Below are 17,166 nucleotides of genomic sequence, written 5' to 3'. Positions count from 1 at the left end.
ATAGCAGCAAATAAATAAGTAAGTATTTTCTTGATCGTTAAACCATTGTATAGCAATGGTTTTGGGCTTCTTTCTAATCTCTACTAAATTGGTAAATCAATATTTTTAACAAAAATTTCATATAGATATAAACAAACTTATCCACAATTGGTGTTGATATTATTCTTTCACAGCTTGAATTACTTAACGTGCAATGCTTTGAGGATGGTTTAACTTTTTAGATATTAATAAATTTTTCAAATTAATGTATCATTCTAACTAATATTAGAAGAATTAGAATTTTTATGAATTACGAACTTATTGAGTCACCAAAGCAGTCTAAATTTTGCGTTATTTGGCTACATGGTCTGGGTGCAGATGGTCATGATTTTGTTGATGTTATCAATTATTTTGATGTTTCATTAGATGAAATTAAATTTGTTTTTCCTCATGCTGATGTTATGCCTGTAACTATAAACATGGGGATGCAGATGCGTGCTTGGTATGATATTAAGTCACTTGATGCAAATAGTCTAAATAGGGTGGTTGATGTTGAAGGTATAAATAGTTCAATAGCAAAAGTTAATAAATTGATAGATAGTCAAATTAATCAAGGTATTGCTAGTGAAAATATTATCTTAGCAGGCTTTTCTCAAGGCGGTGTAATCGCAACTTATGCGGCTATTACATCTCAAAGGAGGCTTGGTGGCATTATGGCTTTATCTACATACTTGCCAGCATGGGATGATTTTAAAGATAAAATTACACCTATAAATAAAGGATTACCTATACTAGTTTGCCATGGTACCGATGATCAAGTATTGCCTGAAGTTCTTGGTCATGATTTATCAGACAAGCTAAAATCTAGTGGCTTTGCTAATGAGTATAAACACTATGTGGGTATGCAACACTCTGTATGTATGGAAGAAATAAAAGATATATCAAACTTTATCGCAAAGACATTTAAAATATGAAACAAATAGTTATAGCTAGTCGCGAAAGCAAACTAGCATTGTGGCAGACAAATTACGTCAAAGACCGAATTCAACAAGAGCTAAATATTCGTTGTCAGATAAATACTATGAAAACACAAGGGGATATTATTCTTGATAAGCCTCTTAATAAAATTGGTGGTAAGGCATTGTTCATGAAAGAGCTAGAAATAGCGATGCTTAATAACAAAGCCGATATTGCTGTACACTCTCTTAAAGATGTACCTTATCAACTGCCTCAAGGTTTTTGTTTAGCAAGCTTTATGCCCAGAGAAGACCCTAGAGATGCCTTTGTGTCAAATAAATATAGTAGCATAGATGATTTACCAAGAGGTGCAATCGTTGGTACATCAAGTTTACGTCGTAAAGCTCAACTTTTGCATTATAGGGGTGATCTTGAGATTAGAGATTTAAGAGGAAATGTTCAAACAAGATTATCAAAGCTTGACAATGGCGACTATGATGCGATTATCCTAGCAAGTGCGGGGCTTATTCGTTTAGAGCTTAATGAGAGGATAACACAGTTCATTCCTGTAGAAATATCTTTACCAGCTGTGGGTCAGGGTATAGTAGTTATAGAAGCTTTGGATAAAAGTAGTGAAATTTTACAAAAGTTGCAAAAGCTAAACTGCAGTGATAGCTTTTGTGTTGCGACTGCTGAAAGAGCCTTCAATCAAGAGCTAAAAGGAGGTTGTCATGTCGCAATTGGTGCATATGCAGAGTTACATGATAATCAGATAACTCTTACAGCAATGGTTGCAAGTAGTGATGGTAAAAACATCTTAAAAAGAAAACTTATCGGAGATAATCCTATGAGGCTCGGTAAATTACTAGCTCAAGAAATGATCGAGCTAGGAGCATATAAAATATTGGAGAAATAAATGGGACTTTTATTAATATTGGTTGGTATTGGTGGCGGGCTTGGTGCCATGTCAAGATTTGCATTGACTCAGGCGACTGCAAGTATTTCTAAGCAAATTCCTATAGGAATACTATTATGTAATATTATAGGTTCATTGATCATAGGTATGATAGCAGCCTTTTTGATACAAACTAAGCTCTTTAATGAAGATATTTCGACATACGTTCGATCTCTTTTTGTTACTGGTTTTCTTGGAGGATTTACTACTTTTTCTAGCTTTAGTTTAGATATCCTCAATTTGTTACAGCGTGGCGAAGCATTATTGGCTATCAGTTATATACTAGTGAGTGTGATTGTATCCTTGATAGCTGTAATCTTAGGCTTTTATTTTATTATGGGAATTTACAGATGAAAAAAAAACTGATTGTATTGATTTTAGTATCTTTGTTTATTTCAAGTTGTATACCATTTCTTGGTGGTGATATGGTAGTACAAGATGATAGATTTGAATCTGATGGTGGCAGACATGGAATAGAAATGCAACAGGGCACTACAGTTAAACAGGTTTATCAAGCAATTAAAGAGGCTATAAAACAACATCCTGATCAATTTGAAATAAAAGGAGATGATTATAGTGATCAAAAATCTACAGTATGGACCTATTGTGATAAATATAAAGAGCCTGTTATATTTGAGGCAACTCAAAGAAATGGTAGAGTATACTTAGAAGTCAGTATCGGCGAACAGGGTCAGGCTAAACAAAATATGCAAGCTATCTACTATATCCAAGATTTAGTATTGAATAATTTACAACAATCTAATAATTAAAAACTATCATTTAATAATTTCTATTTCTTAAAATCTTTTTTAGGGATTGGATTCAACTATACCTTATATATCAGAAAAACTTATATGCCAAATAAGAAATATCAATTTGAAGTAAACTAAAGTTTGGTTTTTAATATGTCAAAATTTATGGCTATCTTGGGCTTTTACCAAGTTGATAAATATGGAGTGATAAGTTATGAAATTTATAAAAAAATTATTTGTATTAGTACTGACAGTAACTATCACGTCTTATATAACTATAAATAATGGCTCAAATGCCAAAAGTGGAGTCTTAGTAGGTGGTATCGTAGGAGCTATTTTAGGATTGATTTGGAGTGTTATAACCTTAAGTATAATAGTATATGCTCCATTATAGTTGTCAACATTTGTAGCGAAGTAGTAGTTGGTTAAGAATATAGGCGTTAAATTGCATTGTTATGGATCATAATAAATAAGGAGTATCATGAAGAAGTATTCGGTAATAGTTTTGTCAATATTGTTAATAGGGTGTTCAAGTAATCCAAAAATTACAGAAGTAGGGCCTGGAGTAATTGTTTCTGAGAAGCAGCTGTTGACGAAGGAAGAAATAAAAAAAGAAGATACTAAGGATGATGTTCTTACAGGTACAGGTGTTGGTGCTGGGTCTGGGGCCGTTGTTGGAGCTGGCGTTGGAGCTTTTGGTGGAGCAATGTTAGGAGGAATGCTTGGTATAATTGGTGGAGGTTTGTGTACTATTGTTACTCTTGGTCTCGGAGCAGCACCATGTTTTGCTGCAACTGTTGGTGGGGGGATTGCAGTAGGAGCAGCAGTAGGAGCTGGGTCTGGAGCTGTTATCGGAGCAGGAACAGGAGGATTGGTAGGTGCGGGTGGTAGCTATATTTATGCATCTACTAAAGATGTAGATAAAATAAAAGGTAAATATCAGTTTGAGGTTTTAGAGGATGGTAAATCTTCACCGATAACATTTGAGCAGTTTACAGATGTTGAATATGCTTCAGGGGAAAAGGTAGACATCTATCAAAGTGAATACAAAGATGTAAAGACATACTTTATCAAACAACTAGATAAAGATAACAAAGAAGATGCAAAGACAGAGAAAGATTGATTATTTTTCTACTTTAAAAACGGTGCCACAGTATGGACAAGTATTAGTCTTCTTATCTTTAAGATTAATATACACTCTTGGGTGTAAGTTCCAATTTTCATGATATTTAGTAGGGCAAGATACTCTCTCACCAGGATTTACTTTTATAACTTTTTGTTCTTTTTTCATTTTGGCAATTTAACAATGATTATAGTTACCTTGATTCTAGCAAAATATTATCAAATTTATAATACAAAAACAAAGCTAAATAGCATATACTAAAGGCGTTGTTGAAAAAAACCAAAGGGTTTTGACATATGAAAAGGTTATACAATTCTAATATGTCAGCAAAGGTTTCTCGCACTAAGTGGGATATTTTAGCTTTATCAATTATACTTTTAATATTAAGTATATTTGTATGGTCCACCTCAGGCTTGGGTGGGAGTATAGATTATACAAATCAAGCAAGTGTTCAACAGTACTCAGAAGTTTCTTTGAATCTTTGGCTTTTGCCGTATTATACAGCAGAAACAGTAATGCGAATGTTTATTGGTTTGGGTATCTCCTTACTAATTACATTTATATTCGGAGCATTAGCGGCTAAAAGCAAAAGAGCGGAAAGTATAATTATTCCAGCTGTTGATATTTTACAGTCTATTCCTATTTTAGGTTTCTTTGCTATCACAGTTACTGGATTTTTAGTTCTGTTTCCAAGCTCCTTATGGGGTGCGCAATCAGCTGTAATATTCGGGATTATAACGGCTCAAGCATGGAATATGATACTAAGTTTTTATCAATCTTTAAAAACTGTGCCCAAAGAGCTAGTTGAAGCTGCTGATATGTATCAGCTTTCGGCATGGCAGAGATTCTGGAAAGTAGAAGTACCATTTTCTATGCCAGGACTTGTTTGGAATACTATGATGTCGATGTCTGCTTGTTGGTTTATGATAGTTGCATCAGAGACAATCATTGTTAACTTTAGTGCTTCGCAGTCGATACCAATTAACTTACCTGGTATTGGATCATTTATAGATGCAGCAAATAATGCTCAAGATTTTAGAGCAGTTGGTGCAGCAATAATGATGATGTTAGTTACTATTATCTTATATGATCAGCTACTCTTTAGACCTTTAGTTGTGTGGTCAGAAAAGTTCGTTTTGGGTGAGAATCAATCAGAGGTTTATAGTAAGTCTTGGTTTTTGAAGATATTACAAAAATCAGCAATAACCAAACTCTTTTCTAGCATCTTTGGAAGTATAAGCTCAGCTCTAGTTAATATAAGATTCTTTAAGAAAAATTTAAACAAAGTTTATAATCAACCACGCCATAGAAAACAAGAAAAGCAAGAAACACTATTGCAGAAAATATTATGGACAGTATTTACTTTGATGATAGTTGTTGGATTGTTTTACTTTGCTTACCAAGCAGTATATGGAGGTAACTCAGATATTGGTTTATCAGAAACTTTTAAAGTTTTTGGATATGGTTTATTAACAGGTTTTAGAGTGGTTGTGCTTATTTTTATAACTTCGATAATTTGGGTGCCAATAGGTGTTTGGGTTGGTATGCGACCTAGAATAGCTCAAAAAGTACAGCCTTACGCACAGATGGCAGCGGCATTCCCTGTTAACGTTTTATATGGCATTTTCGGAACATTAGTGATTACGTTGGGTCTTAATTTTAATATTTGGTGTATTTTATTGATGGCACTTGGAACACAGTGGTATATATTATTTAATGTGATTGCCGGTGCTTCAGCAATTCCAGACGAGCTGAAATTAGCGGCTAAGAATATGCAATTAAAAGGCTTTATGAAATGGCGTAAGTATTTGTTCCCAGCAGTTATGCCATATTATGTCACAGGAGCAATCACTGCTGCAGGTGGTGCATGGAATGCTAGTATTGTGTGTGAATATATCAATTGGGGAACAGGAGATCAGTCAATAATTCAAGCATCAGGTCTTGGAGATTATATTACATATTATACAAACCTTCAGGGCGATCATACGGCAAATGTACTGCTAGGTGTGATAGTAATGTGTGTATTGGTAGTAGCATCTAATAAACTATTCTGGCGCAGATTATATAACTATGCAGAAAATCGCTTTAGTATGAATATGTAAGCATAGGAGATTTTTAGAAAATGAGTTCAAAAAAAATTTTTACAGTAGAAAAAGTTAATAAGCAATTTAACATCAAAGGTGGTCATACACTTAAAGTACTAGATAATATAGACTTTACTTTACATGAAGGTGAGATTGTTGCATTGCTTGGTAAATCTGGCTCTGGTAAGTCAACTTTACTTAGAATTATCGCTGGTTTATTAAGCCCAAGTTCAGGTGAAGTAATGTATAGAGGTAAGAAAGTCTCTGCTCCTGTTCCAGATATTTCAATGGTCTTTCAAAGCTTTGCGCTTATGCCATGGCTTACAGTTCTACAAAATGTTGAACTAGGTCTTGAAGCACGTAATATTCCAGCAAAAGAGCGTAGAGAAAGAGCATTGAAAGCAATCGATATGGTAGGTCTTGATGGTTTCGAAAATGCTTATCCAAAAGAACTTTCTGGAGGTATGAAACAGCGAGTTGGTTTTGCTAGAGCTCTTGTACTAGAGCCAGATGTTTTGTTGATGGATGAACCTTTTTCTGCTCTTGATATTCTTACAGCTGAGAACCTTAGAGAAGACTTACTTGATCTTTGGGAAAATAATGAGGCAATGAAAGGTATTTTGTATGTTACTCATAGTATTGAAGAAGCTGTTTTGACGGCAGATAGAATTATTATATTTGGGAGTAATCCAGGGTTTATACGTGGCGAGTTGAAGATAAATATTCCTCATCCAAGAAGCTCACAAGATCCTAGCGTAGCCGATCTGGTAGATCAGGTCTATCGTATGATGACTACTGCTCAAACTAAAGAGCTATCTGAGCGTATGAATAAGAAGACCGCCATAACTATTGGTTATCGTTTACCAGATGTGGATATTTCAGAGATGAATGGTCTTTTAGATGAGATGGCTGAGATCAAGGATGTTGAAGCAGTAGATCTGCCACAGTTAGCAGATGATCTACATCTTGATATTGATGATTTATTCCCAATTATTGAGATTCTATCAATTTTAAGATTTGCAGAAGTATCAGATGGTGATATCAAGATGACTGCGATGGGACGTAAGTTTATTGATTCAAATATTGACGAAAGAAAGTTTATTTTTGGAAGATTATTCTTAAAGTATATTCCATTGGCTCGTCATGTTGTTAAAGTTTTAAGCGAGAGAGAAAGTCAATCAGCTCCTAAGAGTAGATTCTTAGCTGAGCTTGATGATTATTATCCAATGGAAGTTGCAGAGCGCGTCTTTGATACATTTATTGACTGGGCTCGTTATGCTGAGCTTGTTTACTATGATGCTAATACTGGCGTTATCTCATTGGATGATAATGCTGCTGAATATATCAAAAAAATGTAAATGTAACTTCTTTTTCCAATCAATAATTAATGTCTGCCATCAAATATTAATATTTAGCGTTTATCATAAATAAAGTAATCTATTTCAACTTTTATTCAAAGATTTGATTATGTGAAACTATTTTCTAAATCAATACTTATATTATTTTTTTTAATCACAATAAAAGTATATGCTAGTGAACCTAGTGAGAAATCAGGCTTGTCAAAGCAGGAAATGCAAATAATTTCTGATCTTCAGCAACAAATTTCTATACTTAAACAAGAAATTGGTAAAGTCCAGTCTCAAAATGTAGAAGCTAATAATAAGTCACAATTTAGTACTTATCGTCAGAAAATAGCTGATGATAGCTTTAATCAACTTGAGTTAGGAGGGATAACTCCTCAAGATATAGCTTCTAATATAGCTAGTGATGGCCAATCCTTAGGAGATAGTACAGGCTCTCAAGGAGTCTTTGTATCAAATGGCAGAATTGATGTTGGTGGGACACCTGCAATTACGACTCAAGGTCAAATAACTTATTTAGGATCATATTCGGGTAACAACAGTATACCTATAGGAATGATTTCAAGTAATCTTTTTGCATCGACAATATTAGGACAAAGAGATACTTTTGATGATTATTCAGTATTTTTTGGTGGCTATATAGAAGCGGATGCCCAAACATGGTTCGGGAGTCAGATAAGTAGAGCAGGAGGTGCTCCGAATTTTCCTGCTAATGGTCAAAATATTTACCTAACTAATTCGAAACTATATTTTTTATCTAATTTAGGTCATTATGTAACAGCTCAATTTGATTTTGATACCGATGAAACAGGAGGATTCGGTTTAGGGAATGCTTTTGTCATCTTTGGTAATTTAGATACATCTCCATTTTTTGTAACTGCTGGTAGGAATAAGCTTTCGGTAGGATCTTATGGTGGTGGTGGACCTTGGACTAGTGGTATTATCGATGAGTTTTTATCTCCTGATAAAGTTACTAACGTTTCGTTAAACTATAAGAATGATATTATAAACACTAATATTACAGTTTTTGGCTCAGATGATAAAAGAGCTAATTTTTCAGCTGGATTTTTCTATACAGATTCTTGGACAGAAGATTTATCAGTTGGTTTTAATGCTGGATATGTTTTTAATATTGCTGGTGCCGGTAATGGAAGTATTTCTCAATTCTTAGATAATATTGGAGAGAGTGAAAAGAACATTGGCGTGTTAAACTTTGATGGTACTATGGCATATTCAATGCTTGGAGGAATCTGGCAGCTGCAAGGTGGGTGGTCAGCTACAACAAATAAACAAGATTTTCACCAAAATGGGTCTAGTGTAAATACTGGTGCGTGGTATTTAGGTGTAGCTTATGCTCTTACCTTAGGTGGAAGAGATACTAACTTTAACATTACGTATGGTCAATCATATAATGCTGAGAATATACCTATGCCAACATCAAACGCATCTCCAACATTTGGTCTTACATCTTCCGGAATCAAAAATCAGATGATTGCATCGGCACAAAGGGCATATTTTGACAATAATGTTTTATTTGGTCCAGAATACTCATATCAGAGGTTATATAATGGTGAGCATATGAATACGTTAACGTTGGATTTATCGGTATATATATAGAAAAATATAGAAAAGGATATAACATAAATATGGTGCAAATATTTGAGTTTTATAGTATTAGAGTGGGTGATACTATGTTATGTCATTGATAAAAAAGCTAATAAGGCTATAATGTTTAAAATCCTATTATTAATAATTGATTAAGGGCTACTACTTTGGATAATAGTTTGCAACTATTTCAACACTCATCTAACTATATTCTATTAGCATCAGGTCTAATATTATTTTTCGCGATTGTATCGCAGTTTTTATCATGGAGGCTGAAGCTTCCATCGATATTATTTTTGATTCTTAGTGGGATTATTCTAGGACCTTTATCTGAGGTAATATTTCAAGAGGGATTTAAGCTCGTAGATGGTACTATTATTTTTGGTGAAGCATTGTCTCCATTTGTATCAATTTGTGTGGCTATTATTCTATTTGAAGGTAGTTTATCTCTTAACTTTAGTAAAATTAAGAGTGTTAGTAGTGTTGTGATACTTTTGACTACTGTAGGCTTGGGAATTACTGTAATACTAACGGCAATGTTCTGTTATTATGTCATTGGTTTAAATTTAGAATTGTCTATGCTTATAGGCGGTATTACATGCGTAAGTGGGCCAACTGTTGTACCACCACTAATGAGAACTGTCAGACCTAAAAGACATATTGCCAGTATTCTAAAATGGGAATCTATACTTGTAGATCCGATAGGTGCATTAGTAGTTGTTTTCATGTTGGCGTGGTTTGTTATTGGTGGTAACTATGCGAATCAGCCTAATGGAACAAGTATATTTATAGCATATATAATTTTTGTATGTATTTTAGGTATAACTTCAGGTTTTGTTTTTGGTTATCTTATAGGCTTGAGCTTCAGAAGACACTATATTCCTGAGTATCTAAAAAGCTTTTTTGTCTTAGCTGTAATAGTGGTAGGTTTTATAATAACGGATGCTATGATGCATGGTGCGGGACTGCTGATGGTAACAGTTGCTGGTCTTGTTATGGCTAATATGAAAGATATAAAGATGTCTGATATTTTGTCATTTAAAGAAAATCTAAGTATTGTTATTATCTCGGTTCTTTTCATTGTATTAGGAGCAGAGATAGACTTTAGTTTATTCAAAGATTATTGGTTAGACCTAATAGAAGTTTTCTTATTTTTGCAGTTTATATTACGTCCAATTGTAGTTCTATTATGCTCTATCAAATCTAAAACAACTTTCGCAGAAAGAATAGTTATGGGGATTATATATCCCCGTGGTATTGTTGCGGCATCTGTAGCAGCATTAGTTGCTGTCAGGATTACTAAATCACATCCTGAGCTATATAGTGAAGCAAATACTTTAGTATTCTTTGTCTTTATGATAATAGTTTTTACAGTAGTTTTTCAGAGTATATTCACTCCATATATTTCAAAACTACTCAAGGTTACAGAACCTGAAGGTAAAGGATTTTTGATAATAGGTGGAAATAGGTTTGCACGTGAATTAGCTGAGGTGTTTGTTAAGAATGATATTGAGGTTGTAATTACTGATTCATCATGGGCAAATGTCCAGAAGTGTCGTCAGCTGGGTTTAAATACTTATTATGGTAGTCCTGTATCAGCTCATGCTGATTGGAGTATTAATTTGGTAGGTATCGGGGCGATGCTAGGATTATCTACAAGCGAGTATGTGAATGCTGTGTCCGCAATGAAGTATAAATATGAGTTCGGATCAAATAATGTTTTTGTATTAAGAGCATCTCAGAAAGAAAGCTACAAAGGTATAGGATCGATAGAAACGAATCTAGCAAATTTGCTATTTGATGAAGGAGTCGATTTTAACACTTTGATAGATAGATTAAATCAAGGAGCTTCGATTAGAAGTACGAATATTACTCCTAACTATCCACTAGAGAAGTTTTTTAAAGATAATCCTAATGCTATAGCACTCTTTATTATTGATGATAATGGTTACGCTCAACCATTTGATAAAGATAAAAGACTAAGATTTGATAGCTATAGTTTGGTATCATTAAGGGATGATGTTAATAAGGCTAGAGATCAGTTATGTCTAGATGTATAAGAAGTTTTAATGGTAAAGTACCTAAGATTGATGAGTCTGCTTATGTTGATGAATCAGCAGCTGTAATTGGTGATGTTATTTTAAAAGAGAATGCATCAGTATGGCCACAAGTTAGTGTTAGAGGAGATCTTTTGACAATAACTATTGGAAAGGGTACTAATATTCAAGACTGTAGTACACTACACACTACAGAATATCCAAAAGATTCAGGTCAAGGATATCCACTAACCATTGGAGATGATGTAACAGTAGGTCATGGTGTGATATTGCATGGTTGTGAGATCAAAAATAATTGTCTAATAGGCATGGGATCTATAATTCTTGACGGAGCTGTTGTTGAGTCTTGGGTTTTTTTGGGAGCAGGAAGCTTGGTTCCTCCAGGTAAGATTCTAGAGTCAGGTTATATGTATTTAGGTTCGCCAGTCAAAAAAATTAGACCAATTAGTGATCATGAGAGACAAATTATCAAAGAAAATGCAGAGCATTATGTTAAAGTCAAAAATAGATATAAAGCTCAAGATTAGATTAATATTAGTTCTGATATTCTTATCTTTATTAGTATCATGCGCTAGTATGCAATCTAATGTTACTCCAATAGCTGATAATGTTACATTTGATCAAAAATTGACATCTGAAGAGCTTTTGCAATTAAATAAGTGGCAGGCAAAAGGAATTATTGGGATTATTTATAATAATCAGGCAGAGTCTGCTAATTATGTATATGCTCAAGATGGTGATAATTTCAGTATTAGCCTGTATGGTCCTTTTGGTATAGGAAGTGTTGAAATAAAAGGAGATGCTGATGAGGTATCGCTTGAAAATAGCAAAGGTCAGAAGATAACGGCTAAAGATGCTAAAACTTTAATGCTGGAGCAATTAGGCTGGTATGTTCCTGTTGATGGACTTAAGTACTGGATCAAAGCTATAGCTATACCAAATATTAAACATAATACAGAGCTAAATTCAAAAGGGTTGCTAAGTAAATTATCTCAAAATGGTTGGGATATTTCTTATCAAAACTATGAGTTAGTTGATTCTAAGTATCCGTTGCCGGCTAAAATTAGAATGACTAGAGAGAATCTAATATTAAAGATCATTATAAAATCATGGCAAATATAAAACTTAAGAATTATCAAAGTTATGCAAAAATTAATTTGTTTTTGCATATATTGAATAAGCGAGATGATGGCTATCATAATTTACAAACTTGGTTTACTTTTTTGGATCTAAAAGATCATATTAGCTTTAGATTTAATAACTCTAATAAAATTGAAATTACAAGTAATATACAAATAGCTTCAAAAGAAGATAATCTAATTTATAAAGCTGTTAAAGAGTTTCAAGAGGCTTATAATATTGAGAATATCGGAGTTGATATTGATATTATCAAAAATATACCAATGGGTGCTGGTCTTGGAGGGGGAAGCTCGAATGCTGCAACGACCTTAATAGCACTACGTGATTATTACTTGCCAGAACTATCAAACGAGCAGATGATACCATTAGCTACGAAGCTTGGTGCAGATGTACCTATATTTGTATATGGTAGGTCAGCATGGGCTGAAGGAATTGGAGATGTTTTGTACTCTAAGGATTTTGAGCAACAATATGTTTTGCTAGTTAAACCTAATATTCATGTTAGTACTAAAGAGTTTTTTGAGAGTGAAAGTTTAGTAAAGACAAAGAATATGCTACCGAGAGATTTAAGTTTTGATACTAGTGTTATGCATAATGACTTTGAAAATGTTTTTTTTGCAAAATATCCTGAGTTTAAAAGCCAGTTAGATGAGATTGATCAGGATTTTAGAATGACTGGTACAGGCTCATGCTTTTATCTACTTTCTAAAGATCTTAATAAACTACAACAACTTGCAAGAAAAGTTGATAAATCTCTTGACAAATGGGTAGTCAAAACATTAAACTATGCGTACTAACTTTCGTTAGTGTCTATGTTGGGCTATCGCCAAGCGGTAAGGCAACGGGTTTTGATCCCGTCATTCCCAGGTTCGAATCCTGGTAGCCCAGCCATAAAAATTCCTCATAAAAATAATTGCAAAAGCTTAAAATTTTTAAAGATGATAAAGTGTTTTTCTTTAATCTTCTAAATTAAGTCAGAACTTATAAGTTTTTGATAAATAATAAATAAAATTTTGCAGAGTCAGGCTATTAATCGTTATACTATTTGCATAAATGAATTTTATTATACGGAATTAATATGTCTACACAATATCATATAGGAACACCTGGTAAAAAGTGGGGCTCTGAAGAAAAGGTCCAATGGTTATCAGAGCAAAGCAAAAAAAGATCGTACAAAGAAGAAGCTGAAAAAAAGATTTTGGCACTATCAAAAGATTTTGATATCGATGTTTATGGAGAGCTTGATTATCCAGTAGGCAGTTATAAGTTGTATGCACTTAAAACTAAAAACTGGGATGCTAGTAAGCCCTATGTTTTAGTTACAGGTGGTGTACATGGTTATGAAACAAGTGGTGTTCAAGGAGCTATTAGTTTTGCTGCAACTAGAGCAAAAGAGTTTGCAAGTGATTATAATATCTTGATCCTGCCTTGCTTAAGTCCTTGGGGATATGAAACAATTAACCGTTGGAATCCTAATGCTATGGATCCTAATAGATCGTTCTATCTAGAGAGTGGTTGTGATGAGTCGGTTCTTGCAATGAATTATATTAGCTCATTAAATATTGAACTTCTGATGCATATAGATTTGCATGAGACAACAGATACTGATGACAGTGAATTTAGACCAGCATTAGCAGCTCGTGAGGGTATAACTATAGATAAATGGGGTATTCCAGATGGATTTTATTTAGTTGCTAACAATAGAAATCCACACTATGACTTCCAGAAATATATAATTGATGCAGTAGCAAAAGTTACTCATATTGCTCCTACTGATCCTAGCATAAATATATTAGGTGATGATATTATCAGGGATGGAATTATGGCATGTGATTCAGACAAAGAAAAATTATGCATGTCTTTATCAAATGCTGAGTATACAACTACGACGGAGGTTTATCCAGATAGTCCAAGAACAAATCCTCAAGAATGTATACTTGCTCAAGTAGCGGCGATAGTTGCAGGTTTGAACTTTATTAGCCAGCAAAAATAAAAGGAAAATATAAATGTTAAATGGTTTGATTAATGTAGCGACTTTTTTGATAGATATTGTCTTTGGCATTTATGCTTTTATACTACTGTTTAGATTTTTCTTACAGTGGGTAAAAGCAGATTTTTATAATCCAATTTGTCAGATGATTATGCGTGCGACAAATGCTGCTATATTACCTCTCAGAAAATTTATACCAGGATTTTTGAATCTAGATTGGTCATGTATAGTAGCTGTGTATATTGTGTTTGTGGTACAGGACTTACTTGTAGGCTTATTAAATGGGATAAGTCTTAGTTTGATGTTTATTTTCTTTAAACCGCTGATTGATATAGTTTTTGCAGTTATTAATATGTATGTATATTTGATAATAATAAGAGCAATATCTAGTTGGTTTGTTCAAGGAGGCTATAATCCAATTATTATGGTTATATATCAAGTTACGGAACCATTATTATCAAGAGCTAGAAATATAATCAAACCAACTAATTCAGGATTTGATTTTTCTCCAATTATTGTATTAATTGGTCTATTTTGTATTCAGATATTCATACAAAGCATTATTGCACAGTTTTTTCATTACTGATTAATAGCATGTAGAGTCGAGCTAATATCTTTAATAACTATTCTAGTTGAATCACATTCGAGATCACGAGGATAGTTAAGTTCTATAGTTTTTTCTGATGCTATACGTCCTGGATTACTATCGAGAATTATTACTCTATCTGCCATATTTACAGCTTCTTCAATATTGTGTGTAACAAGAACAATTGCTTTTGTCTTAGCTTGACCAGTATGCCATAGACGCATAATGTCATCTCTTAGAGTTTTAGCAGTGACTATATCAAGTGATGAGAAAGGCTCATCAAGAAATAGAATCTCTGGCTCAATCATTAGTGCTCTAGCAAATCCTACGCGTTGTTTCATGCCACCAGATAGTTCACTTACATAGGCATCCTCAAAACCATTTAAGCCAATCTTTTTGATAATCTCAAGAGCTTTAGGTTTGCTTTGTGATCTAGGTATGCCAAGAGAGTCTGCACCAAAAAGAACATTTTCTAAAACATTTAGCCATGGTAGAAGGGCAAAGTTTTGAAAAACCATACCGATGTTTTCTAAAGGACCATCAATAGCCGAACCCTTATAAAAAAGTTTTCCAGAAGTTGGTTTTAATAGTCCGCTTAGTATTCTTACAAGACTAGATTTTCCTGCTCCTGATTTACCAACTATAGCGATTATCTCATTTTCTCTTACTTTTAAAGTTAGATTTTCGATTACTCTTTTTATATTCTTTTTATCTTGCTTATAATCTAGGCAAATATCGTAGCAATTTATTAATGTGTTATTTTTAAATTCAGTCATGTTCATTCTCCTTTTAGATATTTATGGATTAGTTACATTTGTATTTTGTTTCAGCAAGTTTATATAATGGCTTCCAGATAAATATCACACACAAAGCCACTAATGAGCACAATGCAACTACCGCTAGAGCTGCTTCATGAAGTTGGTTATTGCCTGTTGTGGTAGATACCAGTGCGCCAATTCCATCTACCTTAATAGTATTTGAGCCCCATATTACTAATTCAGCTGCAATTGCCGAGTTCCAAGCGCCACCTGCAGCACTAATAATTCCGCAGACTATATATGGAAATACAGCAGGTATTGCAAACTTAAACCACCATTTCCAACCTTTTAGATGGAAAGATTTTGTCATTTCTATTATTTCTGTAGGCAAGCTAGAGACACCAGCAATTACATTAAATAGTACATACCAAGAGGTTCCTGTCATTATTAATGGAATACACCAAACATTTAGCGATCCACCACCGCCTAATATAAGTACAGCAACAATTGGGAAAAATATCGGTTGTGGTATTGCTGCGCCTATTTGTATTATTGGTTGAATAGCTTTTGTACGTTTGCTTGACATACCTATCCATATGCCTAATGGTGTGCATATAGCGACACTTATCATCATGGCGATAGTCACACGAACAGTCGTCTCTATCATTAGTGGTATCAAATAACTCATATCACCATCTGGGAAGAAGTGCCACAGAGCATTACCTGCCCATACACATGCTGAGATAATTACTATATACCAAGCAATACAGCTAAGCTTTTTCAATATCTTAATATCTCTAATCGGTGATTTGAGATTAATTTTTTTATTTAAAAAGCTAGCGCCATTAATTAACCAAAATACAATAGTGCTGAAAATAGGCTTTATAGCATTTACAAATTGAGATTTTTTATATGAGCGATAAAGCCAAGGGCTGTCTGTAGTTTTATTGTTGATAGATTCGTATTTGAACTTCTCTGACCATTTGACTAAAGGTCTAAAAAGTAGCTGATCAAATAGAGCTATATTAATGATAATGGCCACAAGAGCATATAAGATAGCTGTTATATTTGAGTCAGTTAATGCCAGTGCTATATACGAGCCTATACCAGGTAAGCTAACATCGCCTGTGATAGTCGGGATAGCTTCACTAGCTGTGATAGCGAACCAAGCAGCTGATTGAGAAACCATAATATTCCAAAGTAAACCAGGTACCGAATAAGGTAGTTCAATCTTCCAAAATCTTTGCCACGCATTGAGTTTGAAAGCAGTTGCAGCTTCTGTTAGCTCTGCAGGCACTATTCGTATAGTTTGGTATAAGATTAGTGCCATATTCCAAGCTTGAGATGTAAATATCCCAAAGATTGCTGCAGCTTCTAAACCCATAATTGAGTGTGGAAATAGAAAAAGAAAAAACGCGGTGGTAAATGTCAAAAATCCTAATAAAGGTGCAGATTCTAGGAAATTTATGATTGGCAAACATACTCTAGCGAAGTGTTTATTCTTAGCGCATGCATATCCAGCTATCAATGCAAAAGCAAATGAAAATATCATACCTATAATCAATCGCATAGTAGTACGCAACATATAGTATGGTAAGTGGCTTGGATCAAGTGATATTGCTGAAACTGATGAAGCATCAATAAATGATTGATGCATATCATTCCAAGCATAATAAGCTAGTGCGCTAACAACTAATATTAAAGCTACTATAATCACATCAGCTTTATTTGGTAGAAATCTCTTTTTTGTTATTGTATAACTTGCGAACATTATTATTCTCCTTAGTAATCGAATCAAGTTATCTTAGAGTTACTAATT

18 protein-coding genes and 1 tRNA gene are annotated in these 17,166 nt (G+C 33.8%); 16 read left to right on the top strand and 3 right to left on the bottom strand.

From position 1 onward, the window contains the following. Positions 1–284: 284 nt before the first annotated feature. The 6 genes from FTPG_RS01895 to FTPG_RS01870 all read left to right on the top strand — a co-directional run bounded on the left by FTPG_RS01895 (position 285) and on the right by FTPG_RS01870 (position 3,766). Positions 285–953 (top strand): alpha/beta hydrolase, encoded by a 669-nt coding sequence (locus tag FTPG_RS01895; RefSeq protein ID WP_004286721.1) that lies wholly within the window; start codon positions 285–287, stop codon positions 951–953. After that, positions 950–1,852, top strand: a complete 903-nt coding sequence (gene hemC, locus FTPG_RS01890) for a hydroxymethylbilane synthase (RefSeq protein ID WP_004286719.1) — start codon at positions 950–952, stop codon at positions 1,850–1,852. Before FTPG_RS01895 ends, hemC begins: the two co-directional genes overlap by 4 nt. After that, complete coding sequence (gene crcB / locus FTPG_RS01885) at positions 1,853–2,245, top strand: fluoride efflux transporter CrcB (protein WP_004286718.1); 393 nt, start codon at positions 1,853–1,855, stop codon at positions 2,243–2,245. Then, entirely contained in the window at positions 2,242–2,661 is a 420-nt protein-coding gene (locus tag FTPG_RS01880) for a hypothetical protein (RefSeq protein WP_012280127.1), read from the top strand. The genes crcB and FTPG_RS01880 overlap by 4 nt, the downstream gene beginning before the upstream one ends. Positions 2,662–2,857: 196 nt before the next feature. Further along, entirely contained in the window at positions 2,858–3,037 is a 180-nt protein-coding gene (locus FTPG_RS01875) for a hypothetical protein (protein ID WP_035722124.1), read from the top strand. 87 nt (positions 3,038–3,124) lie between these two features. After that, positions 3,125–3,766, top strand: coding sequence for a hypothetical protein (locus FTPG_RS01870; protein ID WP_004286716.1), 642 nt, complete (start codon positions 3,125–3,127; stop codon positions 3,764–3,766). Here the strand turns inward: FTPG_RS01870 and FTPG_RS09630 are convergent, their stop codons facing one another. Further along, the gene (locus FTPG_RS09630) at positions 3,767–3,934 is read right to left on the bottom strand and encodes a zinc-finger domain-containing protein (protein WP_004286715.1); all 168 of its coding nucleotides are present in this window, start codon (positions 3,932–3,934) and stop codon (positions 3,767–3,769) included. A 128-nt stretch (positions 3,935–4,062) separates the two neighbouring features. On the opposite strand from FTPG_RS09630, the gene FTPG_RS01865 reads away from it, so the two are divergent. From FTPG_RS01865 to FTPG_RS01820, 10 genes are all read left to right on the top strand, one after another. Next, positions 4,063–5,868: an ABC transporter permease gene (locus tag FTPG_RS01865; RefSeq protein ID WP_004286714.1), complete on the top strand. Its 1,806-nt coding sequence runs from the start codon at positions 4,063–4,065 to the stop codon at positions 5,866–5,868. A gap of 20 nt (positions 5,869–5,888) precedes the next feature. Then, positions 5,889–7,208 carry an ABC transporter ATP-binding protein gene (locus tag FTPG_RS01860; RefSeq protein WP_004286713.1) on the top strand — a complete coding sequence of 440 codons (1,320 nt, stop codon included), beginning with the start codon at positions 5,889–5,891 and terminating at the stop codon, positions 7,206–7,208. Positions 7,209–7,319: 111 nt separating this feature from the next. Continuing rightward, entirely contained in the window at positions 7,320–8,828 is a 1,509-nt protein-coding gene (locus FTPG_RS01855) for a DUF3573 domain-containing protein (protein WP_004286712.1), read from the top strand. Positions 8,829–8,995: 167 nt separating this feature from the next. Then, positions 8,996–10,876 (top strand): cation:proton antiporter, encoded by a 1,881-nt coding sequence (locus FTPG_RS01850; protein ID WP_004286711.1) that lies wholly within the window; start codon positions 8,996–8,998, stop codon positions 10,874–10,876. Further along, positions 10,861–11,400, top strand: a complete 540-nt coding sequence (locus FTPG_RS01845; protein WP_004286710.1) for a gamma carbonic anhydrase family protein — start codon at positions 10,861–10,863, stop codon at positions 11,398–11,400. The genes FTPG_RS01850 and FTPG_RS01845 overlap by 16 nt, the downstream gene beginning before the upstream one ends. Then, positions 11,351–11,995: a lipoprotein insertase outer membrane protein LolB gene (gene lolB / locus FTPG_RS01840; protein WP_200150470.1), complete on the top strand. Its 645-nt coding sequence runs from the start codon at positions 11,351–11,353 to the stop codon at positions 11,993–11,995. The genes FTPG_RS01845 and lolB overlap by 50 nt, the downstream gene beginning before the upstream one ends. Beyond that, positions 11,983–12,810, top strand: a complete 828-nt coding sequence (gene ispE, locus FTPG_RS01835) for a 4-(cytidine 5'-diphospho)-2-C-methyl-D-erythritol kinase (RefSeq protein ID WP_004286708.1) — start codon at positions 11,983–11,985, stop codon at positions 12,808–12,810. The genes lolB and ispE overlap by 13 nt, the downstream gene beginning before the upstream one ends. A gap of 19 nt (positions 12,811–12,829) precedes the next feature. Then, positions 12,830–12,904, top strand: a tRNA-Gln gene (locus tag FTPG_RS01830). Positions 12,905–13,091: 187 nt separating this feature from the next. Next, positions 13,092–14,006 (top strand): M14 family metallopeptidase, encoded by a 915-nt coding sequence (locus FTPG_RS01825; RefSeq protein ID WP_004286707.1) that lies wholly within the window; start codon positions 13,092–13,094, stop codon positions 14,004–14,006. A gap of 13 nt (positions 14,007–14,019) precedes the next feature. Next, positions 14,020–14,589, top strand: a complete 570-nt coding sequence (locus tag FTPG_RS01820) for a YggT family protein (protein WP_004286706.1) — start codon at positions 14,020–14,022, stop codon at positions 14,587–14,589. On the opposite strand, the gene FTPG_RS01815 is transcribed toward FTPG_RS01820, so the two are convergent. Both FTPG_RS01815 and FTPG_RS01810 read right to left on the bottom strand, forming a co-directional pair. Then, positions 14,583–15,365 carry an ABC transporter ATP-binding protein gene (locus FTPG_RS01815; protein ID WP_004286705.1) on the bottom strand — a complete coding sequence of 261 codons (783 nt, stop codon included), beginning with the start codon at positions 15,363–15,365 and terminating at the stop codon, positions 14,583–14,585. The two genes, FTPG_RS01820 and FTPG_RS01815, sit on opposite strands and share 7 nt — an antisense overlap. Before the next feature lie 28 nt (positions 15,366–15,393). Further along, a complete protein-coding gene (locus FTPG_RS01810) occupies positions 15,394–17,118 on the bottom strand; it encodes an ABC transporter permease subunit (RefSeq protein ID WP_004286704.1) in 1,725 nt (574 codons plus the stop codon). Positions 17,119–17,166 lie beyond the last annotated feature (48 nt).

The organism is Francisella philomiragia subsp. philomiragia ATCC 25015, assembly GCF_000156715.1.
GTDB classification, from domain to species: Bacteria; Pseudomonadota; Gammaproteobacteria; order Francisellales; family Francisellaceae; genus Francisella; species Francisella philomiragia.
The sequence above is the reverse complement of the archived record's forward strand: the minus strand, read 5'-3'. Positions and strand labels throughout refer to the sequence as shown.

Bases quoted from the DNA above. Each gene is read 5' to 3' on its own strand.
- FTPG_RS01895 (WP_004286721.1), top strand. From the start codon at position 285: ATGAATTACGAACTTATTGAGTCACCAAAGCAGTCTAAATTTTGCGTT.
- hemC (WP_004286719.1), top strand. From the start codon at position 950: ATGAAACAAATAGTTATAGCTAGTCGCGAAAGCAAACTAGCATTGTGG.
- crcB (WP_004286718.1), top strand. From the start codon at position 1,853: ATGGGACTTTTATTAATATTGGTTGGTATTGGTGGCGGGCTTGGTGCC.
- FTPG_RS01880 (WP_012280127.1), top strand. From the start codon at position 2,242: ATGAAAAAAAAACTGATTGTATTGATTTTAGTATCTTTGTTTATTTCA.
- FTPG_RS01875 (WP_035722124.1), top strand. From the start codon at position 2,858: ATGAAATTTATAAAAAAATTATTTGTATTAGTACTGACAGTAACTATC.
- FTPG_RS01870 (WP_004286716.1), top strand. From the start codon at position 3,125: ATGAAGAAGTATTCGGTAATAGTTTTGTCAATATTGTTAATAGGGTGT.
- FTPG_RS09630 (WP_004286715.1), bottom strand. From the start codon at position 3,934: ATGAAAAAAGAACAAAAAGTTATAAAAGTAAATCCTGGTGAGAGAGTA.
- FTPG_RS01865 (WP_004286714.1), top strand. From the start codon at position 4,063: ATGAAAAGGTTATACAATTCTAATATGTCAGCAAAGGTTTCTCGCACT.
- FTPG_RS01860 (WP_004286713.1), top strand. From the start codon at position 5,889: ATGAGTTCAAAAAAAATTTTTACAGTAGAAAAAGTTAATAAGCAATTT.
- FTPG_RS01845 (WP_004286710.1), top strand. From the start codon at position 10,861: ATGTCTAGATGTATAAGAAGTTTTAATGGTAAAGTACCTAAGATTGAT.
- lolB (WP_200150470.1), top strand. From the start codon at position 11,351: ATGCAGAGCATTATGTTAAAGTCAAAAATAGATATAAAGCTCAAGATT.
- ispE (WP_004286708.1), top strand. From the start codon at position 11,983: ATGGCAAATATAAAACTTAAGAATTATCAAAGTTATGCAAAAATTAAT.
- FTPG_RS01825 (WP_004286707.1), top strand. From the start codon at position 13,092: ATGTCTACACAATATCATATAGGAACACCTGGTAAAAAGTGGGGCTCT.
- FTPG_RS01820 (WP_004286706.1), top strand. From the start codon at position 14,020: ATGTTAAATGGTTTGATTAATGTAGCGACTTTTTTGATAGATATTGTC.
- FTPG_RS01815 (WP_004286705.1), bottom strand. From the start codon at position 15,365: ATGACTGAATTTAAAAATAACACATTAATAAATTGCTACGATATTTGC.
- FTPG_RS01810 (WP_004286704.1), bottom strand. From the start codon at position 17,118: ATGTTCGCAAGTTATACAATAACAAAAAAGAGATTTCTACCAAATAAA.